The organism is Streptomyces sp. R11 (genome assembly GCF_041051905.1).
Classification (GTDB): domain Bacteria; phylum Actinomycetota; class Actinomycetes; order Streptomycetales; family Streptomycetaceae; genus Streptomyces.
This window is the reverse complement of record NZ_CP163432.1, coordinates 1161831-1188129: the sequence shown is the minus strand read 5'-3', so window position 1 is coordinate 1188129 and position 26299 is coordinate 1161831. Positions and strand designations below refer to the sequence as shown.

24 protein-coding genes are annotated in these 26299 nt (G+C 71.2%); 10 read left to right on the top strand and 14 right to left on the bottom strand.

All coding sequences use genetic code 11. The features are described 5' to 3' along the window. Positions 1-126: 126 nt before the first annotated feature. The 5 genes from AB5J55_RS05430 to xylB all read right to left on the bottom strand — a co-directional run bounded on the left by AB5J55_RS05430 (position 127) and on the right by xylB (position 6289). Positions 127-1404: a GAF domain-containing protein gene (locus tag AB5J55_RS05430; RefSeq protein WP_369276100.1), complete on the bottom strand. Its 1278-nt coding sequence runs from the start codon at positions 1402-1404 to the stop codon at positions 127-129. A 118-nt stretch (positions 1405-1522) separates the two neighbouring features. After that, entirely contained in the window at positions 1523-2122 is a 600-nt protein-coding gene (locus AB5J55_RS05425) for an N-acetylmuramoyl-L-alanine amidase (protein WP_369269558.1), read from the bottom strand. Positions 2123-2226: 104 nt separating this feature from the next. Continuing rightward, positions 2227-3237, bottom strand: a complete 1011-nt coding sequence (locus tag AB5J55_RS05420) for an acetamidase/formamidase family protein (RefSeq protein ID WP_369269557.1) — start codon at positions 3235-3237, stop codon at positions 2227-2229. 373 nt (positions 3238-3610) lie between these two features. Then, positions 3611-4819: an ROK family protein gene (locus AB5J55_RS05415; RefSeq protein ID WP_369269556.1), complete on the bottom strand. Its 1209-nt coding sequence runs from the start codon at positions 4817-4819 to the stop codon at positions 3611-3613. Positions 4820-4843: 24 nt separating this feature from the next. Then, complete coding sequence (gene xylB, locus AB5J55_RS05410; RefSeq protein WP_369269555.1) at positions 4844-6289, bottom strand: xylulokinase; 1446 nt, start codon at positions 6287-6289, stop codon at positions 4844-4846. Between the two features lie 191 nt (positions 6290-6480). Between xylB and xylA the strand changes: the two genes are divergently transcribed. Together xylA and AB5J55_RS05400 are read left to right on the top strand one after the other, a co-directional pair. Then, positions 6481-7647, top strand: a complete 1167-nt coding sequence (xylA, locus tag AB5J55_RS05405; RefSeq protein ID WP_369269554.1) for a xylose isomerase — start codon at positions 6481-6483, stop codon at positions 7645-7647. A gap of 416 nt (positions 7648-8063) precedes the next feature. Further along, entirely contained in the window at positions 8064-8339 is a 276-nt protein-coding gene (locus tag AB5J55_RS05400) for a hypothetical protein (RefSeq protein WP_369269553.1), read from the top strand. Positions 8340-8380: 41 nt separating this feature from the next. Here the strand turns inward: AB5J55_RS05400 and AB5J55_RS05395 are convergent, their stop codons facing one another. From AB5J55_RS05395 to AB5J55_RS05385, 3 genes are all read right to left on the bottom strand, one after another. Next, on the bottom strand, positions 8381-9745 hold the full coding sequence (locus tag AB5J55_RS05395) for an esterase-like activity of phytase family protein (RefSeq protein WP_369269552.1): 1365 nt from the start codon (positions 9743-9745) through the stop codon (positions 8381-8383). A gap of 253 nt (positions 9746-9998) precedes the next feature. After that, positions 9999-11285: an SWF or SNF family helicase gene (locus AB5J55_RS05390; RefSeq protein WP_369269551.1), complete on the bottom strand. Its 1287-nt coding sequence runs from the start codon at positions 11283-11285 to the stop codon at positions 9999-10001. After that, entirely contained in the window at positions 11282-14149 is a 2868-nt protein-coding gene (locus AB5J55_RS05385; RefSeq protein ID WP_369269550.1) for an SNF2-related protein, read from the bottom strand. The genes AB5J55_RS05390 and AB5J55_RS05385 overlap by 4 nt, the downstream gene beginning before the upstream one ends. 359 nt (positions 14150-14508) lie before the next feature. On the opposite strand from AB5J55_RS05385, the gene AB5J55_RS05380 reads away from it, so the two are divergent. After that, a complete protein-coding gene (locus AB5J55_RS05380) occupies positions 14509-14691 on the top strand; it encodes a hypothetical protein (RefSeq protein WP_062704261.1) in 183 nt (60 codons plus the stop codon). Here AB5J55_RS05380 and AB5J55_RS05375 read toward each other — a convergent pair whose 3' ends face one another. From AB5J55_RS05375 to AB5J55_RS05365, 3 genes are all read right to left on the bottom strand, one after another. Then, positions 14692-16089 carry a tannase/feruloyl esterase family alpha/beta hydrolase gene (locus AB5J55_RS05375; protein WP_369269549.1) on the bottom strand — a complete coding sequence of 466 codons (1398 nt, stop codon included), beginning with the start codon at positions 16087-16089 and terminating at the stop codon, positions 14692-14694. 202 nt (positions 16090-16291) lie between these two features. Next, complete coding sequence (locus AB5J55_RS05370) at positions 16292-17158, bottom strand: hypothetical protein (RefSeq protein WP_369269548.1); 867 nt, start codon at positions 17156-17158, stop codon at positions 16292-16294. A 135-nt stretch (positions 17159-17293) separates the two neighbouring features. Then, entirely contained in the window at positions 17294-17590 is a 297-nt protein-coding gene (locus tag AB5J55_RS05365; protein WP_369276099.1) for a hypothetical protein, read from the bottom strand. 90 nt (positions 17591-17680) lie between these two features. On the opposite strand from AB5J55_RS05365, the gene AB5J55_RS05360 reads away from it, so the two are divergent. Then, complete coding sequence (locus tag AB5J55_RS05360; RefSeq protein WP_369269547.1) at positions 17681-18577, top strand: oxygenase MpaB family protein; 897 nt, start codon at positions 17681-17683, stop codon at positions 18575-18577. Here the strand turns inward: AB5J55_RS05360 and AB5J55_RS05355 are convergent. Continuing rightward, the gene (locus AB5J55_RS05355) at positions 18563-19087 is read right to left on the bottom strand and encodes a PadR family transcriptional regulator (RefSeq protein ID WP_369269546.1); all 525 of its coding nucleotides are present in this window, start codon (positions 19085-19087) and stop codon (positions 18563-18565) included. The genes AB5J55_RS05360 and AB5J55_RS05355 overlap by 15 nt on opposite strands. Positions 19088-19230: 143 nt before the next feature. On the opposite strand from AB5J55_RS05355, the gene AB5J55_RS05350 reads away from it, so the two are divergent. Further along, positions 19231-19980, top strand: a complete 750-nt coding sequence (locus tag AB5J55_RS05350) for an alpha/beta fold hydrolase (RefSeq protein WP_369269545.1) — start codon at positions 19231-19233, stop codon at positions 19978-19980. Positions 19981-19990: 10 nt separating this feature from the next. Here AB5J55_RS05350 and AB5J55_RS05345 read toward each other — a convergent pair whose 3' ends face one another. Continuing rightward, a complete protein-coding gene (locus AB5J55_RS05345; RefSeq protein WP_369269544.1) occupies positions 19991-20590 on the bottom strand; it encodes a class I SAM-dependent methyltransferase in 600 nt (199 codons plus the stop codon). 152 nt (positions 20591-20742) lie between these two features. On the opposite strand from AB5J55_RS05345, the gene AB5J55_RS05340 reads away from it, so the two are divergent. From AB5J55_RS05340 to AB5J55_RS05320, 5 genes are all read left to right on the top strand, one after another. Then, on the top strand, positions 20743-21516 hold the full coding sequence (locus tag AB5J55_RS05340; RefSeq protein ID WP_369269543.1) for an MHYT domain-containing protein: 774 nt from the start codon (positions 20743-20745) through the stop codon (positions 21514-21516). Between the two features lie 65 nt (positions 21517-21581). Beyond that, a complete protein-coding gene (locus AB5J55_RS05335) occupies positions 21582-24104 on the top strand; it encodes a nitrate- and nitrite sensing domain-containing protein (protein ID WP_369269542.1) in 2523 nt (840 codons plus the stop codon). Then, entirely contained in the window at positions 24101-24538 is a 438-nt protein-coding gene (locus tag AB5J55_RS05330) for a roadblock/LC7 domain-containing protein (protein ID WP_369269541.1), read from the top strand. The genes AB5J55_RS05335 and AB5J55_RS05330 overlap by 4 nt, the downstream gene beginning before the upstream one ends. A gap of 22 nt (positions 24539-24560) precedes the next feature. Continuing rightward, positions 24561-24974, top strand: a complete 414-nt coding sequence (locus AB5J55_RS05325) for a DUF742 domain-containing protein (protein WP_369269540.1) — start codon at positions 24561-24563, stop codon at positions 24972-24974. Between the two features lie 124 nt (positions 24975-25098). Further along, positions 25099-25701: an ATP/GTP-binding protein gene (locus tag AB5J55_RS05320; RefSeq protein ID WP_369269539.1), complete on the top strand. Its 603-nt coding sequence runs from the start codon at positions 25099-25101 to the stop codon at positions 25699-25701. A gap of 88 nt (positions 25702-25789) precedes the next feature. Here AB5J55_RS05320 and AB5J55_RS05315 read toward each other — a convergent pair whose 3' ends face one another. Then, complete coding sequence (locus tag AB5J55_RS05315) at positions 25790-26218, bottom strand: PPOX class F420-dependent oxidoreductase (protein WP_369269538.1); 429 nt, start codon at positions 26216-26218, stop codon at positions 25790-25792. Positions 26219-26299: the final 81 nt, after the last annotated feature.

Genomic DNA, 26299 nt, shown 5'->3' with positions numbered 1-26299 from the left:
GAAGAAGCGCTGCCCGCCGTTGGGCAGCTCTCGGCGCGAGGCTAGGGACGGCGAGGTTGCAAGTACGTTGCGCGCGCCTGAGGTTCTGCCGGAGCACCGAAGGTCTGTCGGCGGACCGGAGCTCGGTCAGCGGGCCGGGCGGCGCTCCCAAGCGGTCGGTGCCGTGAGCTCGGACTCCAGCGCGGCCAGCCGCGACCGGACCGCCGACGTCGGACGCACCGCCGCCAGCGCCCGCCATACGTCGAGGTCGTCCTCGCCCCACGGCGCGTGTGCCCAGTCGGCCAGCAAGTCGGGATCACGGCGGGCGATCAACGCCGTTCGGACCCCGTCCGCGAGGCGCCGCCGGAGCCGCACCACTGCCGGTGCCTGGGAGCCGGGCAGCAGCGGGCCGGCGTATGTCATGGCCGCGCCAGTGACCGCACCGGCATTCAGACGGCGTTCGACGACCGCCACGTCCGACTCGACCGGCACCGTGAGCCGGTAAGGCCGAGAGCCGAGCAGCCCGGGGGCGAGGATCCGGCGCAGGCGGGCCAGTTCGGCCCGCAAGGTCACCGGCGTCACCGACTCGTCCTCGTACAGCGCACACAGCAGCTCGTCACCGGTCAGTCCCTCCGGGTGGCGCGCCAGCAGCACCAGGATCTCGCTGTGCCGGCGACTGAGCCTGACCCGGCGGCCCCCGATGCGCAACTGTGCCTCGTCGCGGCCCAGCGCGCACAGCTCGGGCGTGTCGGCGGCCGGCACCTGCGGGGCGAGCAGCGCCAGTTGGGACTCCGCGGCCCGCGCCACCGCCTGCACGAACCCCAGGCTGTGCGGATGCGCGAGCCCGTCGCCGCCGGTGATGTCCACCGCGCCCAGTACCCGCCCCGTGCGCGGATCGTGCACCGGCGCCGCCGCACAGGTCCAGGGCTGAACCCGGCGGATGAAGTGCTCGGCCGCGAACACCTGCACCGGCCGGTCCACCGCGACCGCCGTGCCCGGCGCGTTCGTCCCCATCGCGGTCTCCGCCCACCGCGCACCCGGCACGAAGTTCATCCGTCCCGCCTTGCGCCGGGTCGTCGGATCGCCTTCGACCCACAGCAGCCTGCCGTGCGCGTCGCACACCGCGAGCAGATGCTCCCCGTCGGCGGCGAAGGTGCCCAACAGTTCCCGGAACAGCGGCATCACCCGCGCCAGTGGATGCTCAGCGCGATAGGCGCCGAGATCGCCGTCCGCCAGCTCCACGCTCGCGGTTCCGTCCGGACCCACACCCGCCCGCGCCGAACGCCGCCACGAGTCGGCCACCACGGCACGCACCGGCTTCGGCACCGTGCCCACCTCAGTGAACGTCTCATGCGCATGACGCAGCACCCGTACCCGCTCGGCAGGGTCGGCTCCCGGCTCCAGAGCCACCCATGGATCGGTCAACTCGGCCTCCCGGAAGGCGATGTGGCTGAGGACATCGTCACTCCGGGTGCGCACGCGGACAACCTTTTCGACCCGGGTCACCCGAACGATGGCCACGCCGGTGACCCCACGTGAAGCCTCAGACCGCGTTGACCAACCGTATGTAGCGCTCCCAGTCCCAGTGCGGGCCGGGATCGGTGTGGTCGGTGCCCGGTACCTCGTGGTGGCCGATGATGTGTTCGCGGTCCTTCGGTATGCCGTACCTGGTGCAGATGGCAGCCGTGAGCCGGGCCGACGTCTCGTACATGACGTCGGTGAAGTAGAAGGGCTCGTCGACCCAGCCCTCGTGCTCTATGCCGATGCTGCGCGTGTTGTGCTCCCAATCCCCGGCGTGCCAGGCGATGTCCGCCTCGCGGACGCACTGTGACGTGTGTCCGTCGGCCGACCGGACGACGTAGTGCGCGGACACGTGCTTTCGGGGATTCTCGAAGACGAACAGGGTCTTGGTGTAGGTGGTCTGCGTCACGTGAATGATCACCCGATCCACGGGGCGGACCGCAGGGTGGCTCGCCACCGTGTAGTTGTCGGAGCTCGCCGGGCGCCACACGGCGGGCGCGTAGTCCGGTGCGGGGACATGCGCACCGGCCGGTCGCTCGGGGAGCAGGACATATGGGACGGCGGCGAGTGCGGTGCCTTGGAGGATCAGCCGGCGGCTGGGGCGTGGTCTTGCGCGTTCCAAAGGGGTTTGCCTTTCCGGGGCGGAGGATTGCCGTTCAGTGTCAGGGGATTGCGCCTTCGGCGCAGAGTGGCCCGGGGCTCAGCGGCTGAGGTCGGCCGGCGCGCTCAACTCAGAGCCGCTGCCGTTTCCCGAAGTCGCGCTTGCACTCCGCGGTGCGTCTCACGGGCCGGCAGCCACTGCTTGCGGATCTTGGCCACACACGTGTAGTTGGTGTCGCACACGTTGGCCAGCGGTGACTCGACGGCCTGGGTCGCGAATTGGTAGGCGTCCAGCTCGCTGAACCCGTAGTCACGCACCAGCCACTGCACCAGGTCGAGCTGGGATATCCGGAACGCGTCCTCCAACGGCCGGGCCGAGCCCGTCGAGATGATGTGGGTGTCCGACTCGATACGGGGCCATGGTGTGGCAAGTCCCTTGAGCAGTTCGACGATCACCACGGTGTTCATCGCGCACTCGACCGCCACACCACACGTCTCGCCCTCGCCCTGCCGGGCGTGTCCGTCGCCGAGACTGAGCAGCGCGCCCTCGACGTTCACCCCGAGATAGCAGGTCACGCCCGCCCGCATCTCGGGCGTGTCCATGTTCCCGCCGTGCGCGTCGGGTACCAGGGCGGAACGCACCTCCAGATTGGCGGGAGCAACTCCCACGGTCCCGTGCATCGGGTCCATGGGCAGCTCCGCCTCGATGTCACTGTCATGGGCCCGGAACAACGCCGTACGTCGTGTCCGGTCGAGCTGCCAGATCCAGACGGTCTCCGGGAGCGGCGGCTGCAGCGTGGCCGTGGTGTGCGTGGAGGTGAGCGCGCCGAACAGGGGGACTGTGGTCGACGCGGCCCAGTCCCGGGCAGGTTCGATCGAGACGAAGTGCACGGCGACGGTGTCCCCGGGCTCGGCGCCCTCGATGTGGAACGGTCCGGTCTGCGGGTTGAGGTAGGGAAACTCGCACACCTCGGACACCAGGTCCTTCTCCGACCGCACCCGCCCGGCGAAGCAGTCCTCCGTGTACAGGTCCAGAACCGTGCCGGGCGCGATGCGGGACACAGGCGGTGCGCCGCCGAACGTCCACGCGTACTCGCCGGGCTCGGGGCGCACGGTCAGGATCCTGGGGTCGCTCATCGCTGCACAGCTCCGTTCTGCGGAAGGCCGGTGGGACAGTTGGGGCAGGTGGGACAGCGGGCAGGGGGGCAGGTGGCGCATGGAACGATCACGCGTCGCGCCGTAGCCCTGCGCTGACTGCGGCTCGCGTGAATCACGGTACGGCGCCGGTGGGTCGGGCAGAAGCGAGCGTCGGTTTCCGTGGACAGCGGCGGGATTGTGGATATCTCGCTCACTCACACGAGTGAACTCACCCTGGAATCGGGCCCGTTGTGGACTCGGAAGTCCGAGCCCGTTGCGGATTCTGAAATCGGGCCAGCTGTGGAATCGAAGCAGGCCAGCTGCCGCCGGACGCCCGGGAGTCGGTCTGGTTCCGTGCCCAGCTCTGTCGGATTCAGGCCCGCTCGGCCACCGCCGCAGGATCGTCCAGTACCGCCCGCACCACGGAGTGCGCTGCCCCCAGCAACGGCCCCTCCGGCCCAAGCCGCGACACGGACACCGGACAGGCCGGCCCCGCGGTGCGTCGGTCCAGCTCGGCTTCCAGCGACGGCAGCAGCCACGGTGCCAGCCCCGCCAGCGCGCCGCCCAGCACCACGCTCTCCGGGTCCAGCAGATTGACCGCGCCCGTCAGCGCGATGCCGAGCGCCGTTCCGGCGTCATGCAGAGCGCGCCGTACGTCCTCGTCGCCCTCGGCGGCACGATCGGCGAGCAGGCCGACGCGGTCCTCGCCCGGCTCCAGCCCGGCCGCGCGCAGCACCGCCTCCTCACCGGCGTACTGCTCCAGGCACCCGCGCCCCCCGCACGGGCACGCGGGTCCGTCCGGCTGGACCGGCACATGGCCCAACTCGCCCGCAAAACCGTGCGTCCCGCGCAGCAGCCCGCCGTCCACCACGACCGCCGCACCGATGCCGATCTCCGCCGACACGTGCACGAAGTCGCGCGGAGTGCCGTCGCCGAGCCAGAGCTCGGCAAGTGCGCCGAAGTTGGCCTCGTTGCCCACGCTCAGCGGGAAGTCCACGGGCAGCAGACCGCCGACGTCCGTGTCCCGCCAGTCGAGGTTGGGGGCGCGCACCACCGTGCAGGCGTCCCGCGCCACCAGACCCGGCACAGCGACCGCCAGACCGGCAGGCCACAGTCCCTCGTGCTCGGCCTCGGCGACGACTTGGCGCACCAGCTCGCCGAGTTCCGCGATCACCGGTGCGGGCGCCCGGTCCCGATTCGCGCCGTGCCGTACCGCCCGGGACCGCACCTCGCCGCGCAGATCGACCGCGCAGACGGCGAGATGGTCGACGCCGACCTCCGCCCCGATCCCGGCCGGACCGTGCCCGCTGACAGCCAGCGCCGAGCCGGGGCGGCCCACCCGGCCGGGCCGCTCGGGACCGAGTTCCTCCAGCAGGCCGGAGCGGATCAGCTCGTCGACCAGGGTGGACACTGCCGCGCGCGTGAGCCCGATACGGGAGGCGACGGCGGCACGCGAGAGCGGACCCTCGGCGCTGACGGTGTGCATCACCCGGGCGAGATTGCGGCGGCGCATGCCCTGCTGGGTGTCCGGCAGCGCGCGCCCGGCTCCGGTCGGGTGGGCCTCGTGCAGCGGTGCGGTCATGCCTCCGTCAATCCTCGTCAGTCCTCAGTGAGCCTCGGGGTTCCGCTCCAGCAGCGGGGCCGCGTCGGAGAGTACCCCGCTGATCCTGGCCAGCGTCTCGTCGTCCCGCTCTACAGCGTCCAGCACCGGCCCGCGCGTGGTGTTCCAACGCCGGGCGACCGCGGCCGGATCCTCGCCGGTCAGCAGGCCGGCCGCCTGGGCGGCGGCTCCGAGCGCGACCAGTTCCCTGGCCTCGGGGACCTGCACCGGGCGCCCCGACAGTCGTCGTACGGTCTGCTGCCAGGCCGTACCCCGTGCGCCGCCGCCGATCAGCAGCAGCGGCGCGGAGCGGTCCGCGTCCTCGTCCCGGACCAGGTCCAGGGCGCCGAGCAGCGCGTGGACGGCGCCGTCGTAGGCGGCCTGCAGGAGCTGGCCGGCGGTCGTGTCGTGGCGTAGACCGTGCAGCAGACCGGAGGCGTTCGGCAGGTTCGGGGTGCGTTCGCCGTCCAGGTAGGGCAGGAGTGTGAGACCCGTGGTGGGTTCCACGGCCTCGCGGTCGAGGCCCAGCAGAGTCGCGAGGCGGTCGACGGCGAGTGTGCAGTTCAGGGTGCAGGCAAGCGGCAGCCAGTCGCCGTGCGCGTCGGCGAAGCCCGCCACGGTGCCGGTCGGGTCAGCGGGGCGCCGCCTCGACACGGCGTACACCGTGCCCGAGGTGCCGAGGCTCAGTACGGGCATGCCGGGCCGCAGACCGAGGCCCAGTGCCGCGGCGGCGTTGTCCCCGGTTCCGGGCGCGACCAGGGTGCCCTTGGAGAACGGCAGCTCGTGGCTGTCGCGCACGGTGCCCGCGATCTCGCCGGGCCGGACCACACGGGGCAGCATCGCCGGGTCGAGCCCCACGCGCGCGAGGATCTCCTCGTCGTACGACTCCGTCCCCGACGCCCACCAGCCCGTACCGGAGGCGTCGCCGCGGTCGGTGGTGCCCTGCCCCGTGAGGCGTTCGGTGAGGTAGTCGTGGGGGAGACGTACGGCCTTGGTGGCCCGGACGGACTCCGGCTCGTTCTCCGCGAGCCAGGCCCACTTGGTGACCGTGAAGGAGGCGGCCGGGACGGAGCCCGTGCGCTCGGCCCAGAACTTCGCGCCGCCCAGTTCCTCGGTCAGGCGACGGGCCTGCGGCGCCGAGCGCACGTCGTTCCACAACAGCGCCGGACGCACCGGCTCACCCCGGCCGTCCAGCGTGACCAGGCCGTGCTGCTGCCCGCCGATCGACACCGCCGCGGCCTCGTGCGCGGCGTCGCCGCACTGGCGCAGCGCCTCGCACAGGGCGTCCCACCACTGGCGTGGATCGCTCTCGCGGGCGGCGCCGGAGGAGACCCTGTGCGGCGCCTGGCCGCTCGCGACGACCTGCCCGGTCGACGCGTCGACGACCAGCGCCTTGGTGGACTGGGTGGACGTGTCCACGCCGACGACGAGCGGACCCTCGGCTGCTGACATCGGGCTCTCCCTTTCCGCGGCTCGGCGGGAACCGGCCTGCTGTTTCGAGGGTGCCCGGAGCGTCAAGACCCGGACCTCACCCCTTCGGGGACATCTTGTCCCTTCCCAGGGACGCGTCGGCATACTAATTTGTAAACGGCCATGACGAAATAGTCGTAGCAAGCAGTCTTCAGCAAGCGAGGAGCCGCGGCATGAGCTACCAGCCCACCCCCGAGGACAGGTTCACCTTCGGCCTGTGGACCGTCGGCTGGCAGGGACGGGATCCCTTCGGCGACGCCACCCGCCGGGCACTCGACCCGGTCGAGACAGTGCAGCGTTTGGCCGAGCTCGGCGCCCACGGCGTCACCTTCCACGACGACGACCTGATCCCCTTCGGGTCATCGGACACCGAGCGCGAGGCGCACATCAAGCGCTTCCGAGAGGCACTCGACGCCACCGGCATGAAGGTGCCGATGGCCACCACCAACCTCTTCACCCACCCCGTCTTCAAGGACGGCGCGTTCACCGCAAACGACCGCGACGTGCGCCGTTACGCCCTGCGCAAGACGATCCGCAACATCGACCTGGCGGCCGAGCTGGGCGCCAGGACCTACGTCGCCTGGGGCGGGCGCGAGGGTGCCGAGTCCGGCGCCGCGAAGGACGTACGTGTGGCTCTCGACCGAATGAAGGAGGCCTTCGACCTCCTCGGCGAGTACGTCACCTCCCAGGGCTACGACCTCAAGTTCGCCATCGAACCCAAGCCGAACGAGCCGCGCGGCGACATCCTGCTCCCGACCGTCGGGCACGCGCTGGCGTTCATCGAGCGCCTGGAGCGTCCGGAGCTGTACGGCGTCAACCCCGAGGTCGGGCACGAGCAGATGGCCGGGCTCAACTTCCCGCACGGCATCGCGCAGGCGCTGTGGGCGGGCAAGCTCTTCCACATCGACCTCAACGGCCAGTCCGGCATCAAGTACGACCAGGACCTGCGCTTCGGCGCCGGCGACCTGCGTGCCGCCTTCTGGCTGGTCGACCTCCTGGAGAGCGCCGGTTACAGCGGGCCCCGTCACTTCGACTTCAAGCCGCCGCGGACCGAGGATCTCGACGGCGTGTGGGCGTCGGCCGCGGGCTGCATGCGCAACTACCTCATCCTCAAGGAGCGCTCGGCCGCCTTCCGTGCCGACCCGGAGGTCCAGGAGGCTCTGCGTGCCGCGCGCCTGGTCGAGCTGGCGCAGCCGACGGCGGCGGACGGCCTGAAGTCGCTGCTCGCGGACCGCACGGCCTTCGAGGAGTTCGACGTCGAGGCGGCCGCCGCGCGCGGGATGGCCTTCGAGCATCTCGATCAGCTGGCGATGGACCACCTGCTGGGTGCGCGCGGCTGAGGCCCCGCGCGCGTGCCCGCGTGTGACCCGCCTGCCTGGAGGCCAGTCACACGCGGGACGGGCAATGAATGCCGTGGATTGGTGCCGGTAGTCGACCGGTCTCCGCTCGGAATGTTCCGGAACCATGTGCTCCACGGCATGGGCCCGTATCAACTCCCGAGAAGGGCTCGCGTCCTGACCGGTGCGAGGCGAGTCTTGTCGGTATGGCCATGCCGCCCGTACCGCCTCAGCCGCCAGGACCGCCGGGTGACACGCCCCCACCGGGCCGTGGCTTCGGACCGCCTCCTGGAGGCTACGGCCCCCCTCCGGGGGACAGCGGCCCACCCGCGTACGGTGGTTGGCCGCCCTCGGAGTCGCCCGACGGAGGCGGTGGACCAAGGCGGCGGAATCCGCTGTTCATTCTGCTCGCCGCGATCGTGGCCGTCGGAGCGGTGGTGGCCGTGGTCCTGCTGGTCTCCGCGAGCGACGACTCGCCCGACGAGAAGTCGCCCGCCGAGAGCACGAGCAGCTCGCCCGGGCCGTCCTTCAGCATCCCGACCGAGCTCCCCAGCAAGCTGCCGAGCGAACTGCCGACATCACTGCCGTCGGGGTTCCCGACCGACCTGCCGTCGGGGTTCCCCACCGAGCTGCCGAGCGGCTTTCCGAGTGATCTCGAATCGCTGCTCCCGTCGCTTCCGGACGAGCTGCCCTAGGTCGTGGCTCCCGTCTTCGGCGGGCGAGCTGCCCCAGGTCGTCAGATGCCGTGCGGCAGCCGCACGTAGATCACCGACGTCTCGACACCGCTGTCGACGAGCCTGCCCTGGGCGTCGAACGCGCCCTCGCCGTCGGTCATCCCGAAGTCGTTGTCGTTGATGAGGGCCAGCGTGTCGCGGTCCACGCGCGCGACGCCCTCGATCTTCCCGGGCACCCCCTTGACCGTACCCAGGTCGACGACCAGCCGCTTCGACAGCACCGGCACACCCGAGGCCGCCGGGTCGTCGAGCTGCTCCAGGGACGGTGACGTCGTGTCGTCGTCCCAGGGACCGCCGAGGATGTTCGCCGCACGGTCCAGGCGCACCAGATGCACCCGCGCGGCCTTGTCGGTGCGCTCCTCGACCAGCAGCCGATTGCCACCCACGGCCACGACCGAGGAGATCTTCAGCTCGGAGGTGTCGTCCTCGCTCGGGTCCACCACGTTCACCGGATCGAAGCGGTACGTGTACTCCGCGGTGACCGCCTTCTTCTTCGGCGAGAAGCGCAGCAGGCGCGTGGTGCGAGAAGTCTCCCCGGCATCCGTGTCCGGCAGGGACAGCGGGCTCTGCACGGCCATCACCAGGTCGCCGCCGGGCAGTTGGGCGAGCCCTTCGAAGCCGCGGTTGATCTTCCGGTGCAGCAGGACGGAGGGCAGAGCCTCCACCACCGGGTAGCCCGCGCCGGTGAGGCCGAGCCCCTTGGGAACGTAGCGCGTGAGGACCTTCCCGCGCGCGGAGACGTGCACAAGGGAGGGCCCGTACTCGTCGACGAGCCAGAAGCTCCCGTCGGCGGCCCGCACGATGCCCTCGGTGTCCAGCCCGTTCGGGTTGTACGCCAGAGGCGTCCGCGCGTCATAGGAGTACGGCGCCTCGTCGCGGCTCGCCTGGTTCGACAGCCCGGTGACGGGCTTCCCGGAAGCGGTCGTGATCGGGATCGCGTCCAGCACCCGCACGGTGTCCCCCGCCACCCGGATCTTCACGATCGCCGGATCGAAGCCGGGCACGGGGAATGTGCGCCGCTTGGTGCCGTCCACCTTGATCTGGCCGTTGGGGCCGCGGTCGGTGACGGTCCAGAACTCGCCCATGCGGCCCGCCGGGTAGATGTCGCTGCCGATGCCACCCAGGTCCACACCCCGGTCGTTGCCCACGCTGCCGGGCAGTAGGGCGTTGCTGAACGCGCCGAGCGGGATGTCGCCGAGCGTCGCCGTCTGCACGACGTGTGCAGCGCGGCTCTTGCTCGCGATGCTGCCCTTGTCCCCCGCGCCGGCGGCGGGACCGGCGGCCGCGAGCGCCCCCATCACGGCGAGGGGCACGCCCCCGGCGACGAGACGTTGGGCGTGGCGCCGGCCGGTGGCGTGCGGGGACATCGGGCCTCCTGAAGACCAAGTTGTCTGACAGTGACCAGATTTGGAGCTCGAACGGAACGCCGTGCGACTCCGGCATGAACGCGGGGCGACGGCCACTCGTCGAGCCGAGGTCGGTCTCCTTCGAGGCGACCTCGCTCGAAGGAGACCGAACTTTCCCAACAGCCGTGCTCGTTTGCCGCATCGACGGCTGTCCGGGGTGCCGGTGCCCAGTCGTGCTACAGGACGGGCACTAGTCCGGGCCTTCCGGCATGACCTAAGGCTGCGCCTCCTCGGCCCCAACCTGTGTCGAGGCAAGAGCCGTTGCCGGATCATGTGCAGGGCCCCCTGAGGGCACCCAACGGCTCCCCTCCTTGCGGTACGGCCACCAGCGCCCGTCCGGCCCCAGGCGTAGCTGACGCGGCGCGCCGACGACCGTCCAGCGGTTGCCCTTCGCCCGCAGCGACGGCCGTTCGTCCTCGTCCCAGGCTGAGTCGAGGGCAGCACGCGCGCGTGCGAGCGTTTCGCCCTCGACGGTCCACTCCTCGTCGAGCACGGACAGCGCGACGACTCCTCCGAGTTGCCAGGCGCTTACGGCCGTCGCCAGCCCTTCCCGGCCGCGTCCCGATCCGTCGGCCAGCCGCTCCGCGACGTCGGCGCCAGGGGCACCTGCGGCGAAGCGCACAGCATCCTGGTCGAGCGTCAACTCCGCTTCCACGACCTGCTGTCCCGGACCCGGCCGCAGCGCCTCCGCGAGCATGCGGTGCGCTTCGGCCGCGGTCCGGGCAGCCAGGAACTCCAAGGCAGCCGGGTCGACACCGGGCGCGGGAGGCGTCTCGGTGTCCAAGGACGGCGGCACTCCCGGCTCAGCGGGCAACTCGGGCAGAGTGGGCAGCGGCGGCAGGATGTCGCCGGTCGCATACGCCTCAGCGGCATCCACGCCCTGCGCCTCGGGCGGGGTGGACGCCTCGGACGAAGGAGTCGCGGGGGCGGCGCTGCGGGCCTGCAGGTCGTCCAGGAGGTCGCGCTCGCCCCGTCCGCGCATCAGGAGCAGGACGAAGGGGTCCTGGTCCAACAGCCGTGCCACCTGGTAGCAGAGGGCCGCTGTGTGCCCGCAGTGGTCCCAGGCGCCGCAGCCGCACTCGGGCTCCAGATCGCCCATGCCCGGCAGCAGTTCGATGCCCCTGGCGGCCGCGTCCTCCACCAGATGCGGCGGCATGTCGCGGTCCAGTAGCGCGGCGACATGCCCGGCCCGCTCGACGGCCATGTCCAGGAAGCGGTCCCACTGTTCCGCGGACAGTTCCTCCAGCAGCACGTCGGCCCGGTGCGCCGTACGGTCGCGGCCCTGCACAACCGCTGTGATGCGGCCGGGGCGCACCGACACCGCGCCGACCGCTCCCGCGCGCGCGAGCCTGCGGCCCGCTTTGAGCTGCCCCGAGTCCAGTGCCGACTCCTCCAGTGCCTGCAGCCAGGCCTGTCCCCACCACGTCTGTGCGAATCCCCGCCCATGCGCGGGCGGCAGCGCGGCGAACGTGCGCTCCATGTCACCGTCGTGTCGGGTCATCGGGCGCCCCCTCGCAGTTCCACCAGATCGGCCAGCTCCGCGTCCGTCAGCTCCGTGAGCGCCGCCTCGCCTGCGCCGAGCACCGCGTCCGCCAGCTTCCGCTTGCGGCTCAGCATTTCGGCGATACGGTCCTCGATGGTTCCCTCGGCGATCAGCCGGTGCACCTGTACGGGCCGGGTCTGGCCGATGCGGTACGCCCGGTCGGTGGCCTGCGCCTCGACCGCGGGGTTCCACCAGCGGTCGTAGTGCACGACATGCTCGGCGCGCGTGAGGTTCAGGCCGGTTCCCGCGGCCTTCAAGGACAGCAGGAAGACGGGCACTTCACCGTCCTGGAAGCGGCGCACCAAGGCCTCACGCTCGGCAACCGGTGTTCCGCCGTGCAGGAACTGCGAGGGCATGCCACGAGCAGCCAGATGCTGTTCGATGAGGCGTCCCATGCGCACGTACTGCGTGAAGACCAGGACGCTCGCCCCCTCGGAGAGGATGGTGTCGAGCAACTCGTCCAGCAGCTCCAGCTTCCCCGAGCGCCCGGCGATCCTCGGCCGCTCCTCCTTGAGGAATTGCGCCGGGTGGTTGCAGATCTGCTTCAGGCCCGTCAGGAGCTTCACGATCAGGCCGCGCCGCGCCATGCTGTCGGCGCCGGAGATCTCGGCGAGCGTCTCGCGGACCACTGCCTCGTACAGACCCGTCTGCTCCATGGTGAGGGACACGGCGCGATCGGTCTCCGTCTTCGGCGGGAGCTCCGGCGCGATCCCCGGATCCGACTTGCGCCGGCGCAGCAGGAACGGGCGTACGAGCCGGGCGAGACGCTCCGCGGCAGCCGGGTCCTGGGCGCCCTCGACGGCCTGGGCGTAGCGCGCGCGGAAGGTGCCGAGGCGGCCCAGCAGGCCGGGCGTCGTCCAGTCGAGGATCGCCCACAGTTCCGACAGGTTGTTCTCCACAGGGGTGCCGGTGAGCGCCACGCGCGCGTGCGCGCCGATCGAGCGCAGCTCCCGCGCGGTCGCCGAGTACGGGTTCTTCACGTGTTGGGCCTCGTCCGCCACGACCATGCCCCACGGCACCTCGGCGAGCCGACGCGCGTCCAGCCGCATCGTGCCGTACGTGGTGAGCACGAACTCCCCGTCCGCCAGGGCCTCCAGGTCACGCTGTGACCCGTGGAAGCGGCGCACGCGCGTGCCGGGGGCGAACTTCTCGATCTCGCGCTGCCAGTTGCCCATCAGGGAGGTCGGACACACGACCAGCGTCGGGCCGGCGGACGAGGCGTCGGACTGCCGGTGCAGATGCAGCGCGATGAGCGTGATCGTCTTGCCGAGACCCATGTCATCGGCCAGGCAACAGCCCAGGCCGAGGGACGTCATCCGGGCCAGCCAGTTCAGGCCGCGCCTCTGGTAGTCCCGCAGTGTGGCCGCGAGCGCCGCAGGCTGGGCCACCGGCTCCTGCCCCTCCGGGTCCGCGAGGCGCTCGCGCAGCTCCGCCAGCCAGCCCGTGGGCCGGACCTCCACCTGGCGGCCGTCCACCTCGGTGGTGCCCGTCAGCGCGGCGCCGAGCGCGTCGATGGGCGTCACTTTGTGGTCCTGGTGCGCGCGGGCGCGGAGCACCTCCTGAGGGTCGACGAGGACCCACTGGTCGCGCAGCCGCACCACGGGGCGGTTCGCTTCGGCCAGTCGGTCCAGCTCCTCGCGGGTGAGCCGCTGGTCGCCCAGCGCGAACCACCAGTTGAAGGCGAGCAGCGCGTCGGCGGCCAGGAACGACGGGGTGTCCGAGGACACCTTGCCCGGCGCGGACTCCTCGTCCGGCGGGCCGATCACCGCGCGGGCGGTGAGGTTGCGGGTCAGCTCCTTGGGCCAGTGCACATCGACGCCGGCTCCGGCGAGGGCCCGAGCGCCCTCCTGAAGGAGGTCGGTCACCTCGTCGTCGGCCAGTTCCACCGCGTCCGGCACAGCCGCCGAGAGCAGCGGCGTGAGCGGCGCCCAGGCGCGAGCCGCGCGGCGCAGTGCCAGCAGGGCATCCAGCCTCGCGCGTGGGCCGAAAGCGCCGGACCCCGCCCATACGTCGGCGGCGTCTGCGACCAGCGCCGGATCACGCACGCTGTGCAGCTGCAGCACCGCCCGGAATGACAGCGCTGCGCCATCCTGCGGTGCCGTAGCGAGGCCGGGCACCTCGAGCCGCAGGGAGAGCCGTACGCCCGCGTCGTGGCCCGCGGCGACATCTGCGGCCCATGCGCGCTGTTCGGGCAGGTGCTGTGGCTCCCGGGCCGCGTAGGCGGGACCGCCCGTGACGAGCTTCGCCGCGGGGGAGCGGGGCAGTGCGTCGGCGACCGCGTCCAGGAAGGCCCGCAGCAGCCGCTCCGGATCCGGAAGCATCAGCGGCTCCACGTTCCCCAGCGGCACTGCATGCGCCTCGGGAGGCATCGCGGCGGCAAGGGCCCGAACGCGTTCGACGTCCTCGGGGCGCAGGGGACCGGCACGCCAGGCGTCTTGATCGTCCGCCGAAAGGCCGGGCAGGAGCAATCCGCGAGCCACGAGTTGCAGGGCGAGTACGGTCGCCGTGCCCCAGAAGACGCCCGCTCGGTGAGCCTGCGCGGACGCACGCGCACGCGTGAGCACAGGCAGGGCGGCGCGTACCGGCACCAGGACGGCCGGCACGCTCACCAGCTCGACACCGTCCTCGCCGGGCAGGGCTGCGGTCAGGTCCTCGATGGCCAGCTCCTCGGCGGATCCTGCTGCGGCGAGCGGAACAGTGCCCCCGTCGGCTCGCCAGAAGGCGACCCGGCCGGTGCGGGCCGGGTCACCTGGTACGAACACGGCGCAGCAGTCGGCCAGGTCGGAGATCTCGGAGGGTGTTGCCTTGGAAAGCCTCGGCACAGCTCTGCAGGCTCCTCAAATTTGACTACTCAGGATCGAGTGGCCGAGGGTACAGCAATCGGTGGCCTACCCGAAATGCCAGATCTATGATCTGGGTCACTCTCCGGTGGGCGTGGGTATCCCTCTTGTGCGGGATCCGGCGCGTCGATCGGGCAACGGACATCGACACTGGCCGTCGGGCGTCGGGCGTCGGCATTGGCCACCGGGCAAGGCGCATCCGACATCGGTCGTCACCGGATCTCCGCGACCAGTAGGGGCCGTACCTCAGGGTCGTCTCAGGGTCGCGGTTCGGAACCGCTGGAAGCGCGGGCCCGTTTTCAGGACAGAGAGCGGCAGTGGCCGCGAAGGAGGCGACGCACATGTCGAAGAACGCGAAGATCGCCGCGGGAGGTGTGGCGGCCGGTCTCATCCTGTTGATCTGGCTGCCCTGGTGGGCCGCGCTCCTGATAGTCCTGGGAGTCCCGGCCGCCGCGTACCTCACGCTCGATCCGTCACAGCGGCGCAGGCTGCGCCGCGCCACGCGCAAGGAACTCGGTCGCTGATCATTGCCCGGCCGTCGGTGCGACCGGGGTGGACAGCGCGCAGGAATTGAGCACATCGCCGCTCGCGGGCCTGCCGACGGTATGGTCCGCGGGCGGTCGGGCGCCCCGCTCCACCCACGCGACCAGCGTGTCGAACGCCGACCGGTAGCAGGGCAGGATCGGCCGGAGCCGGTCCGGATAGGTGTCGTACAGCCCGTCGACATGCGTGCCGCCCGCGATCGTGAAGTACCGGTGCAGTGGACCCCGCCCGCTCGCGTCGACCATGCGCGCGTACACGTCCGAGTCGGCCGCCTTCGGCAACAGCGCGTCCAGATCGCCGTGCAGCGTGATCAGCGGTCTGCCGATGCGCCCGGTCAAAGAGACGCGGGCCACGGCGCGACGGACCGACTCCGGGCGCAACGCGTAGTCGTACGTGGCATCGGAGGCGCACGGTGCCAGGATCTGCTCCGGCGTGGTCCCGGCGGACGGGCCGGGACAGCCGGGGTCGTATGCCGGGTCGAACTCGGCGCGGTAGATCTTCTGCGTGACGCCCCAGTAGGCCTGCTCGTGGTAGGGCCACAGAAATTCGGAGCCGCGCGCGAAGCCGGCCGCGTACAGGTCCTCGTCCCGAGCGGAGCCGAGCATGCGTGCCACAGCGGTGGGCACAGAGGTGAGCAGGTTGGGGCCGTCCGCGGTCCACAGGGCGCCCTCCCAGTCCACGCCACCGTCGTACAGCTCGGGATGGTTCTCCAGCTGCCAGCGGGTGAGGTAGCCGCCGTTGGAGATGCCGGTCATGTAGGTACGACGGGAAGCCTGCCCGTAGCGCTGGGCCACCGCCTTGCGGGCGGCTCGGGTGAGCTGAGTGGTGCGCGCGTTCCACTCGGCGACCGCGTCGCCGGGCCGCTTGCCGTCGCGGTAGAAGTCGGAGCCGTTGTTGCCCTTGTCGGTCGCCGCGTAGGCGTAGCCCAGCGCGAGCACTTGGTCGGAGATCGCCGTGTCCGTCGCGTACTGCCTGCGGGTGCCGGGGGCGCCGGTGACGACCAGCCCGCCGTTCCAGCGGTCCGGGAGCCGGATCACGAACTGTGCGTCGTGACGCCACCCGTGTGTGGCGTTGAAGCGGGAGGAGTCCGGGAAGTAGCCGTCGATCTGAATACCGGGCACCCCGGTCGGGGTCCGGGTGCCCCGTGCCGTGAGCCCGGCCTGGTCGGCCATGTCGGTGTAAGGGGTGCCGGCGAGCCCCGACGTGGTCAGATCCGGAAGGCAAGCGCTCTGCTGGAAGGCCGCGCCGGGCACTCGTATGCGTTCCTGGCGGGCGCAGTGCTGCTCGCCGACTGCAGTGGCCGCTACAGGAGTCGGCCAGCTGAGGACGCCGGCCAGCAGGGTGGCGGTGAGGAGCGGAACACCTCGGGACAGGCGCATGACGGCCTCCTGGCAGAAGGTAGGGGCACATGAGGGAACGGAGCCGTGAAGGCTGCCTCATGGTGCGGTCCTGTTGCCGGGCCATCCATGGGTTGGGGCCACATGTGACGCTGCCGCTGAATGGGGTCACCAGACACCGGCAGGTCCGTCGGGCGTGCTGTCGTGCCGCCCGAGGCGCAGGTCAGGAGGGGCTCGTGAGAGCTCAGGAGGGGCGTACCGCCATCTTGTCGAGCGCTTCCAGGAGACCGGGCAGCTCCGCACCGCGGCCCACCGGCAGGACCTCGCCGGGCTCGTCGTCGAGGAGCACGAAAGCGATGTCGTCGGTCCTGGCGACCAGCGACCAGCCGGGGCCGTCCGCGCGCAGGGTCCTCGCGTCGCCCGAGGCGAAGGAGGACCGGACGCGACCGAGGGGCGGCGGGGACTCCACGTACGCGCGTGCCTCCGCGAGCACCCGCCGGATACCGCTGTGGCCGCCCTGCTGCTCGGTCTTTTCGATCTTCTCGGCCTTCTCTTCGGCTTCTCGCACCTGGCCCTCGGCGGTGTCCGCCCCGGCGCCCGGAGTCGCGAAGTCGGCGTCGTCGATCTGCTCGCGCCACATCGCCCACTGCAGGGCGATCTCGTCGGCGCCCAGGCGCCGCTGGGCCGGCCCCCACACGCTCGTGTCCGGCGGCGCGAGTGGCGGACCGTCCGCGATCTCGGGGTCGGGATCGTGCGGGGCGGGCACATTCGGGGCGGCGACGGCGACCGCGAGGGGCCAGCCGGCCAGCGCGGCCACGACCGTACGTTCGTCGGGCGACAGGTCGTACTCCATGCCGCAGTCCCAGGACGCGATGGCGACCGCGACCAGGGAGACGTCGTCGATGACGACCGTCCACCGGGCGCCGTCGCCGTCCTGGCCGATGACCAGTCCGTATCCGTCGGCGAGCGGTGCGAGACCGAGCGCCGCGCAGGCCTCCGGGTAGTCGTCGCCCAGCACGCTCGGGAACTTCGCCGGCGTCAGCAGCACCGCCGTGAGCACGTACAGCGCATCGTCCGCGGCGGCGACGGCCTCCTCGTCCGTCTCTGCCATCCCAGCCTCCCCATCGGTTCGTCCATCGGCGCGCACCCTAGTGCGACCGGAAGCCGCTTGTCACGACTCCCAGGCACACCCGGAGCTGCAGTTTTCCGGCCGGTCGGGGCGAATCGACCGAGATCGTCCGCGGTGTCAGGCCGCCGGGAGTCCGAGGAGGGTCCGGGCGACGGCCTGCGGAGACTCGTCGCGTTCCCGGGCGAGCGCGATGACGGCCCGGCACGCCAGCTCGCTCACCCCGAACGACAGCGCCTCCGGAGACACCCAGCCGGCGGCCTCGTCGATCTGCTCCTGGTCGTCCTCCGCGCGGGCCGACACGTACACGGCGGCGGCCTCGAAGAGGTTGTGTGCGCGCCTGTCCTTGCCGGTGTCCGCCTCCGTGCGAAAGGAGCGGAGAACTCTCGCACACAACTCGCGCACCCTGCCCCACATAGTGACCACCTTCCCCCTGCGTGACTGATCGTCCATCTTGCACTACTCAACGTAGAGTTGGAGCCTCGGCGACAGAAGGGGGACAGCACGGTGAAGCGCTTCGAGCGGCTCGAACAGATCCGGCGGATGGACCCGTTCCGCGAAGCTTCGGAGATCTACCGGCTCACCTCGGCGTACGAATTCCCCTGGGACTTCACGCGTGCGCTCGAGCTCGCGCTGTACCGCACGTACGCCGTGCCCGCCATCGGCCGGCTGCTCGCCGAGACGGCCGAGCTGACCGACCGCACACAGAAGCGCTACGACGACACCTCGCTGCTCCTGGGTGCCGTCATTGAGCACGGCTTCGACAGCGAGCAGGGTCGCACGGCGATCCGTCGGATCAACCAGATGCACGGCAGCTACGACATCAGCAACGACGACATGCGGTACGTCCTGTCCACGTTCGTGGTCATGCCCCGGCGTTGGATCGATGCCTACGGCTGGCGCAGGCTCTCGCGCCACGAGATCGTCGCCTCCACCGTCCACTACGGCACGTTGGGCGCGCACATGGGCATCAAGGGCGTCCCCGAGTCCTATGAGGAGTTCGAGGCCTGTCTCGACGCCTACGAGGAGGCCCACTTCGGCTGGGACGAGGACGCGCGGCGGGTCTCGGACGCGACGCTCGACCTGATGGCCTCCTGGTATCCGCGCCCCCTCGCCCCCCTGCTGCGCACCTCGACGCTCGCCTTGCTCGACGACTCGCTCCTGCGCGCCTTCCGTTATCCGACGCCGAGCGCGGCCACCCGCACCCTCGTGCGACGAGCGGTACGCGCGCGTGGCCGCGCGGTGCGTCTGCTGCCGCCGCGCCGGGTGCCGCACTTCGCGCGGCAGAACTGGGAGATCAAGGGTTACCCGAACGGCTTCAGGATCGAAGATCTCGGCACCCGCCCGACGTCTGGCGTCCGCGGCTGCCCAGCGCGGAACATCGGCTCGTCAGCCGTCGAGTGAGGCGATCGTCTCGCGCAGCCATCTGAGTTCGGCCCGGGAGGTGGCCCGCGCGATGGTCAGGATGCCGCGCCGGAAGGGATCGTCCAACTCCTCGGCGCCAAGGGGCCGGTCACCGTCGTAGAAGAAGCTCGCGGGCTCTTCGAGGAAGGCCAGTCGGCGTCGCAGTACCGTCGACTGGGCGGCCGAGTCGTCCAGGTGTCGCAGGAAGGCAAGCACCGTGAACCACCGGTTCTCGTCGCTGATGTCGCGCGGCTCGGGCTCGGCAAGTCGGCGGCGCAGTTCCTGTCGGCCCCCTTGGGTCAGCGTCAGGACGTGACGCGGAGCGGCCACTGCCCCGGGCTCCGTGGCGCGGGCGAGCAGGCCGGCCTTCTCCAGCCGCTTGATGGCTGGGTACAGCGTGCTCTCTGCGACCGGTTTCACGTGCCCTGTCAGCGCCGTGAGGCGCTTGCGCAGCTCATAGCCGTGGAGCGGGGTGTCGCAGAGGAATCCGAGGATGGCGAGCTCCAGCATCCTGACATTCTCGCTCACATCCGTTGTACATCCAACCCGGCATACATCAAAGTGTTGATACATCGACTGCGATGTATATCGTTGGGCTCGTCGCTATGACGAAGTCGGCAAGGCGTGGCCGACCAGGTACCCAGGAGGACGTGATGAGGCAGGCCGAGTTCGACGGCAAGGGCAGCTGTATCCGCTGGACGGAGGCGCCGGGAGAGGAACCCGCGCGTGTGTACGTTCACGGGCTGGGGTCGGTCTCCTCCGTGTACCACGCCCATATCGCAGCCCGGTCCGAACTCACAGGGCGACGGAGTCTGTTCGTCGATTTGCCGGGGCACGGCATCAGTGACCGGCCCGAAGCCTTCGGCTACCGGCTGGAGGACCACGCCGACGCCCTGGCCGCGGCTCTGGACGCGGCGGGGGTGCGCGGCGCGGAACTGATCGCGCACAGCATGGGTGGATCCGTGGCCATTGTGCTGGCCCACCGACGGCCCGACCTCGTTTCCCGGCTGGTGCTCACCGAGGCCAACCTCGACGCCTCGCCTCCGCCCAGTGCGGGGAGCGCGTGGATCACGGCATACGGAGAGGAGGAGTTCGTCGGTGAGGGGCACGCGCGCGTGCTGGAAGCGGTGGGGCCCCTGTGGGCTGCGACCATGCGCTTGGCCGACCCGCGCGCACTGCACCGCAGCGCCGTGGGTCTGCGGCGCGGTTCCGAGCCGATCATGCGCGACATCCTCGAAGCACTGACGATCGACCGCGTGTACCTACAGGGCGAGCTCAGCGGTGAACTCCCGAGCAGTGAAGCCCTGGAGGCCGCGGGCGTCCGAGTGCTGACCGTGCCCGGTGCCGGCCACAATGTCATGCTCGACAACCCGGACGCCTTCGTGGCGGCCGTCGCCGGGTAGGGCTGAGAGCTCAGGAATCCCGTACGGCCAGCGCCAGGAAACGTTCGTCCTCGTCGACGTACGACGTCATCTGCCACCCCGACCCCGCCAGCAGTGCTCGGAGGTTGGGCTCGGCCCGCAGGTCGTCCGGGGTGATCTGCCTGCCCTGGCGTGCCGCCAGCGCCGCTCTGCCGATCGGGTGGAACAGCGCGAGCGTGCCGCCGGGGCGCACCACACGTGCCAACTCCCGCAAGTTCTGCGCCGGATCGGGCAGGTGCGCGATGAGGCCGGCCGCGAACACGGCGTCGAGCGACTCGGACCGCAGCGGCAGCGCGGCCACGTCGGCGAGCAGCAACTGCCCGTCCGCGTCGCGCCCTGCCCGTGCGGCCGCGTCCAGCATGGCCGGGGTCAGATCGGCCCCGAGGACCACTCCCGAGGGTCCCACGGCGGCACGCAGCGGCGGCAGGGCGCGCCCGGTGCCGCAGCCCGCGTCGAGCACGCGATCCCCCTCACGCAGTCCGAGCGCGGCGGCCGCGTCCGCGTAGGCGGGCCCGTCGTCGGGGAACCGACTGTCCCAGTCGGCGGCGCGGGTCCCGAAGAATTCCTGCACATGTGTGTGGTCGTCGCTCATGTTCCGCATGATCTCTCACTGGCACGGATGACGCCGCTGTGCACACGTTCGAGCGTGACGCGATCGTTCCGCTGCATCTCCGTGTCATATTCCAACAGCTTTCGAAATGCGCCCCTCGCGCGCGCCCCTGCCCCGGCTAGCGTCCCGGGGCCATGGGACACCTGGACCACGCCGCCCTCGGCTGGCTGACCCCCGTACTGTCGTACGCGATGGCGTGCATAGGCGCCGCGCTAGGGCTTCGCTGCACCGTCCGCGCCCTCGGCGCCAGCGGCCGGTCGCGCCGCAACTGGCTCATCACCGCTGCATCGGCGATCGGCACCGGCATCTGGACCATGCACTTCGTGGCCATGCTGGGCTTCAGCGTCAGCGGCACCGACATCCGCTACGACGTGCCGCTCACCATCGTCAGCCTCCTTGTCGCCATGGCCGTCGTCTGCGCAGGCGTCTTCGCGGTCGGATACGGCCGCGACCGGACCCGCGCGCTCTTCCTCGGCGGGCTCACCACCGGGCTCGGCGTCGCGAGCATGCACTACCTGGGCATGGCCGCCGTACGACTCCATGGCGACGTCACCTATGACCCCGTCCTCGTCGGAGTGTCCGTCCTGATCGCCGTCGTCGCGGCGACGGCGGCCCTGTGGGCGGCGCTCAACATCAAGTCGCCCGTCGCTGTCACCATCGCCTCCCTGATCATGGGTGCGGCGGTCAGCAGCATGCACTACACCGGGATGTTCGCGGTCAGCGTGGACGTCACGCCCGCCGGTGAGGTCCTGCCCGGGGCCACGGCGATGCAGTTCATCTTCCCCCTCGCCGTCGGCCTCGGGTCCTACCTCTTCCTGACCTCCGCCTTCGTCGCGCTGTCGCCCACCACGGGGGAGCGTGCGGCATCAGCGTCGGCTCAGGGATCGGTCGAGAGCGTCGCCGGCTAGTGGCGGGGCCGGACCGGCGACGGCCAGGGAAGACACGCCCCGAACCACTTCCGAGCGAGGAGGCCATGCGTACACCCCGTAGGACCACCGCAGCCGGCGCCGGGACGCCGTCACCGCCCCCCGCGCGCGGTCGCCGCGCCCATGCCGGACCGCCGGCCGACGAAGGCCCGGACGAGACCCTGGGCGTGCCGCCCGACGACATACCCAAGCGCGCGGAGCGCTGGCGCATTCGGCCGCGCACCGTCCGCGCCAAGATCGTCTGCCTGCTGATGGTGCCGGTCGTCTCGCTGCTGGCCCTGTGGGCCTACGCCACCGTCACGACCGCCCAGGACGTCTCAAGGCTGCGCCAGTTGCAGCGCGTCGACTCCGTGGTCAGGACGCCCACCGCAACCGCCGTCGCTGCCCTGCAGGCCGAACGCGAGGCCGCCGTGCGCTACGCGACCGACCCGTCCGCCGGACAGGGCGACGACCTCAAGAAGCTCGCGCAGGACACCGACAAGGCGGTGGCGCGGCTGCGACTCGGCGACCGCAACACGGTCGCCGACGGCGAGGAACTGCCCGCCGGAGTCGCCCGGCGACTCGAGGCCTTCGTCAGCGGCGCCGAGCAACTGAGCTCCGTGCGAAATGCCGTTCTCGACCGCCGCGCGGGCTGGGACGAGGCGTACGGACGGTACACAACGACCATCGCGAGCGCGTTCTCGGTGGGCGGTGCGCTCACCGGTATCCAGGACGCCGAACTCGGCTCCGACGCGCGCGTGCTGCTCGAATTCGCCCGCGCGGGCGAGGCGTTGGCCCAAGAGGACGTGGTGCTGGACAGCGCACGTCTGGCCGGGCGCCTCGACGGCGAGCGGCTGCGGCTGTTCACCGGCGCCGTCGACACCCGCCGCACCCTCATCGAGGCGGCCGTCGCCGACCTGCGTGGCCCGGAAGGCGGTGCCTGGCAGAGCCTCGCAGACGGCAGCGCCTACGCGGCCGTGGTCGCAGTCGAGGACAGGGTCCTGGCCACCGCACCGGGGGCGCGGGCGATCGACGCAGCTGGGGAGGCCACTTGGGGCCAGGCACACGCACGCGTGCAGGACGCGATGCGGACGATCGAGCAGGACGCCGGGCGCGGTGTCGCGGATCGTGCCGACCCGTTCACCCGCGGTCTGCTGACCCCGGCCGGTGCCGCCGTGCTCCTCGGTCTCGCCGCAGTGGCCGCCTCACTCGTGATCTCCGTCCGCATCGGCCGCGGCCTTGTCGTCGAGCTGGTGAGTCTGCGCAACAGTGCCCTGGAGATCGCCCGGCGCAAACTCCCCGAGGCCATGCGGAAGCTGCGCGCCGGCGAGGACATCGACATCCGGGCCGAGGCACCGCCCGGACCGCCCGCCGAGGACGAGACCGGTCAGGTCGGCGAGGCCCTGGGCACCGTCCACCGAGCCGCGCTCCGGGCCGCCGTCGAGCGCGCCGAACTCGCCAGCGGCATCTCCGGCGTCTTCGTCAACCTCGCCCGCCGCAGTCAGGTCCTCGTGCACCGCCAACTGAGCCTGCTGGACAGCATGGAGCGGCGCTCCGACGACCCGAACGAACTCAGCGACCTCTTCCGGCTGGACCACCTCACCACCCGCATGCGACGCCACGCCGAGAGCCTGATCATCCTCTCCGGGGCGGCGCCCGGGCGGGCCTGGCGGATGCCGGTGTCCCTGACGAACGTGGTCCGCGCCGCCGTATCCGAAGTCGAGGACTACGCGCGCGTTGAGGTACGCCAGCTCCCCGAGGCGTTCGTCATCGGCGCGGCCGTCGCCGACCTCACCCACCTGCTGGCCGAGATCGTGGAGAACGCCGCCCAGTTCTCGCCTCCCCACACGCGGGTGCGCATCACCGGCGAGCCCGTCGGCAACGGCTATGCAGTAGAGGTCGAGGACCGCGGCCTCGGTATGGGCAAGGAGACCCTCGCCGAGGCCAACCGGCGCATCGAACAGTCCGAGGCGCTCGACCTGTTCGACAGCGACCGGCTCGGCCTCTTCGTGGTCAGCAGGCTCGCGTCCCGGCACGCCATCAAGGTGCACCTGCGCACCTCGCCCTACGGTGGCACCACCGCGGTCGTCCTGCTGCCCACGGCCCTGCTGCACAACGCCACGGCGGAACGTTCCCCCGAGAAGCCGGCGGGCACCGATCGGCACGCCGAACACGGGTACGCGCGCGTGCCCGCCGCCGAACCTCCCCAGGAGGCCGTCCACGCGGTCGCCGACCGGCCCGCGCTGGTGGCTCCCGCATCGGCCGCGGCGCAGCCCCACACCGACACCCCACCCCCGGGAGTCACGACCTTGCGACTGCACCGGCCCCCGGACGACTCCGAAGCCTCCGACGACCTCCCGCGCCGCGTTCGGCAGGCAAACCTCGCCCCCCAACTGCGCGAGGGACGCCCCGACGAACAGGCACGGACGACCGCCTCCCACGACGACGGCCATCGCACCCCCGAACTCGTCCGGGACCGCATGGCGGCCTACCGCGACGGCTGGGCGCGCGGTGGCGGCAGGCAGCCCGGTCGCGGTGCCACGCCCGATTCCAGATCCCGCAGCGACAGCAGCGAAGGAGACCCCGCATGATGCAGGATCCGAGCACGAGGGCCGCCCAGCGGTCCGGTGAACTCGACTGGCTGCTGGACGACTTGGTACTGCGCGTCGGCGAAGTACGGCACGCCGTGGTGCTGTCCAACGACGGGCTCGCTGTGGGCGCCTCCAGCGACCTACGCCGTGAGGACGCCGAGCACCTCGCCGCGGTCGCCTCCGGCTTCCACAGCCTGGCCAAGGGCACCGGACGGCACTTCGGCGCCGGCGGCGTGCGGCAGACCATGGTGGAGATGGACGACGCCTTCCTGTTCGTGGCGGCCGCGGGCGACGGCTCCTGTCTCGCTGTCCTCACCGCCGTGACCGCCGACATCGGACTGGTGGCGTACGAGATGGCACGCCTGGTCAAGCGCGTTGGCGAGCACCTCTACGCGCCGCCACGCGCGGCCGCGCGACCGCCCGCGGCGGGATGAGCCGGAAGGGCGGTCCGTGCACATGACCGAGGACACGACGGGCGCCCCGCGCGAGCAGGGCAGCCAGTGGTACGACGGCGAGGCCGGGCCCCTTGTCCGTCCGTACGCCATGACGGGCGGACGCACCAGACCCGGCCCCACGGGCGTGCGCTTCGATCTGATCGCCCTTGTCACCCTGGACGCCACCGCGCCCGCTGCCGACGACGACACGTCGCTCGGGCCGGAACACCGGGCCCTCATCGAGCTCTGCCGACCGGAGACCCAGTCGGTCGCGGAACTCGCCGCAGGCGCCGATCTGCCCGTAGGGGTCGTCAGGGTGCTCCTGGGAGACCTCCTGGAACTCGGCTGCGTCACCGTCAGCCGTCCGGTACCGCCCGCACAGCTTCCTGACGAACGGATTCTGCGTGAGGTGATCGAAGGATTGCGGGCGCTGTAGATGACATTTCGCAACCAGGCGGCAAGAAAGCGGTCCAATCCCACGAAGGGCAGCCGCAGTTGTCATGCTGCTGACTTCGCACAGTGACCTCGACCGATACCGGCACTCCCGAGAGAAGTGAACGATGGTCTCCGAGCACTCCGACGCCACCGACGGCGAGACCGCGCTGGCGTTGAAGATACTTGTCGCCGGCGGATTCGGCGTGGGCAAGACCACCCTGGTGGGCGCGGTGAGCGAGATCAGGCCGCTGCGCACCGAGGAACTGCTCAGTGAAGCGGGGCAGTGGGTGGACGACACCGACGGCGTGGACCACAAGGTCACCACGACGGTCGCCATGGACTTCGGGCGCATCACGATCCGGTCCGGCCTGTCCCTCTACCTCTTCGGCACACCAGGCCAGGACCGCTTCTGGTTCCTGTGGGACGAACTGTCACAGGGGGCCCTCGGTGCGGTGGTCCTCGCGGACACCCGGCGTCTGGAGGACTGCTTCCCCGCAGTGGACTACTTCGAGCACCGGCACATCCCGTTCGTCGTGGCCGTCAACTGCTTCGCGGGAGCACGGGCCTACGGCGCACAAGACGTCTCACGCGCCCTCGACCTGGACCGGGGAACGCCTGTGGTGCTCTGCGACGCCCGGGACCGCGACTCGGGGAAGGAGGTGCTGATCCGGCTCGTCGAGTACGCCGGGCGGATGCACACCGCCCGGCTGCTCGACTCGGTGGGCTGACTGGCTGCGTGGGTGCGGCAGGCTTCGTAAGCCGCCCCGGTGCCTCGGCCGCGGTCGGCCCCCGTTGCGATCGGCGTTGGGGCCGCTGCTATTCGGCGACGCTCTTCTCCGCCAGGACCTTGTCGATCGTGACGCGGACGAGGAGTTCACCCGGCACGCCGTTGCGGGAGCCGAACTCCTCCGCGCGATCCTCGCCCATGTAGCGCGCGCCGATACGACTCGCCCAGTGCCGCAGCTCGTCGAGATCCTCCGAAATCCGGGCGCGGCCCTGCAGCACCACGAAGTCGTACGGCGGCCGGTCGTCGTCCACGCACAGCGCGAGCCGGCCGTCGCGGATCAGATTGCGCCCCTTGACACTCGACTTGCCGGTGTTGAACACCAGCTCCTCCCCGTCGAGCACGAACCAGATCGGCGTCACATGCGGACTGCCGTCGGCTCGCACGGTCGACAGCTTTCCGGTGCGTGTGCCCTGCGAGACGAACGCCCGCCATTCCTCATCGGTCATCTTCTTCGCCATGCCCCCATCCTCCTTGCCCGAGGGCCGGATCGTCGGGAAGGGTGGCGAAGAGTTCCTCCGGTGCAGGGGGAGACATCTACA

Coding starts and splice junctions, on each gene's coding strand:
- AB5J55_RS05420 (WP_369269557.1), bottom strand. CDS start 3,237: ATGAGCGACCCCAGGATCCTGACCGTGCGCCCCGAGCCCGGCGAGTAC.
- AB5J55_RS05415 (WP_369269556.1), bottom strand. CDS start 4,819: ATGACCGCACCGCTGCACGAGGCCCACCCGACCGGAGCCGGGCGCGCG.
- xylB (WP_369269555.1), bottom strand. CDS start 6,289: ATGTCAGCAGCCGAGGGTCCGCTCGTCGTCGGCGTGGACACGTCCACC.
- xylA (WP_369269554.1), top strand. CDS start 6,481: ATGAGCTACCAGCCCACCCCCGAGGACAGGTTCACCTTCGGCCTGTGG.
- AB5J55_RS05395 (WP_369269552.1), bottom strand. CDS start 9,745: ATGTCCCCGCACGCCACCGGCCGGCGCCACGCCCAACGTCTCGTCGCC.
- AB5J55_RS05390 (WP_369269551.1), bottom strand. CDS start 11,285: ATGACCCGACACGACGGTGACATGGAGCGCACGTTCGCCGCGCTGCCG.
- AB5J55_RS05380 (WP_062704261.1), top strand. CDS start 14,509: ATGTCGAAGAACGCGAAGATCGCCGCGGGAGGTGTGGCGGCCGGTCTC.
- AB5J55_RS05375 (WP_369269549.1), bottom strand. CDS start 16,089: ATGCGCCTGTCCCGAGGTGTTCCGCTCCTCACCGCCACCCTGCTGGCC.
- AB5J55_RS05370 (WP_369269548.1), bottom strand. CDS start 17,158: ATGGCAGAGACGGACGAGGAGGCCGTCGCCGCCGCGGACGATGCGCTG.
- AB5J55_RS05365 (WP_369276099.1), bottom strand. CDS start 17,590: ATGTGGGGCAGGGTGCGCGAGTTGTGTGCGAGAGTTCTCCGCTCCTTT.
- AB5J55_RS05355 (WP_369269546.1), bottom strand. CDS start 19,087: ATGCTGGAGCTCGCCATCCTCGGATTCCTCTGCGACACCCCGCTCCAC.
- AB5J55_RS05350 (WP_369269545.1), top strand. CDS start 19,231: ATGAGGCAGGCCGAGTTCGACGGCAAGGGCAGCTGTATCCGCTGGACG.
- AB5J55_RS05345 (WP_369269544.1), bottom strand. CDS start 20,590: ATGAGCGACGACCACACACATGTGCAGGAATTCTTCGGGACCCGCGCC.
- AB5J55_RS05340 (WP_369269543.1), top strand. CDS start 20,743: ATGGGACACCTGGACCACGCCGCCCTCGGCTGGCTGACCCCCGTACTG.
- AB5J55_RS05335 (WP_369269542.1), top strand. CDS start 21,582: ATGCGTACACCCCGTAGGACCACCGCAGCCGGCGCCGGGACGCCGTCA.
- AB5J55_RS05330 (WP_369269541.1), top strand. CDS start 24,101: ATGATGCAGGATCCGAGCACGAGGGCCGCCCAGCGGTCCGGTGAACTC.
- AB5J55_RS05325 (WP_369269540.1), top strand. CDS start 24,561: ATGACCGAGGACACGACGGGCGCCCCGCGCGAGCAGGGCAGCCAGTGG.
- AB5J55_RS05320 (WP_369269539.1), top strand. CDS start 25,099: ATGGTCTCCGAGCACTCCGACGCCACCGACGGCGAGACCGCGCTGGCG.
- AB5J55_RS05315 (WP_369269538.1), bottom strand. CDS start 26,218: ATGGCGAAGAAGATGACCGATGAGGAATGGCGGGCGTTCGTCTCGCAG.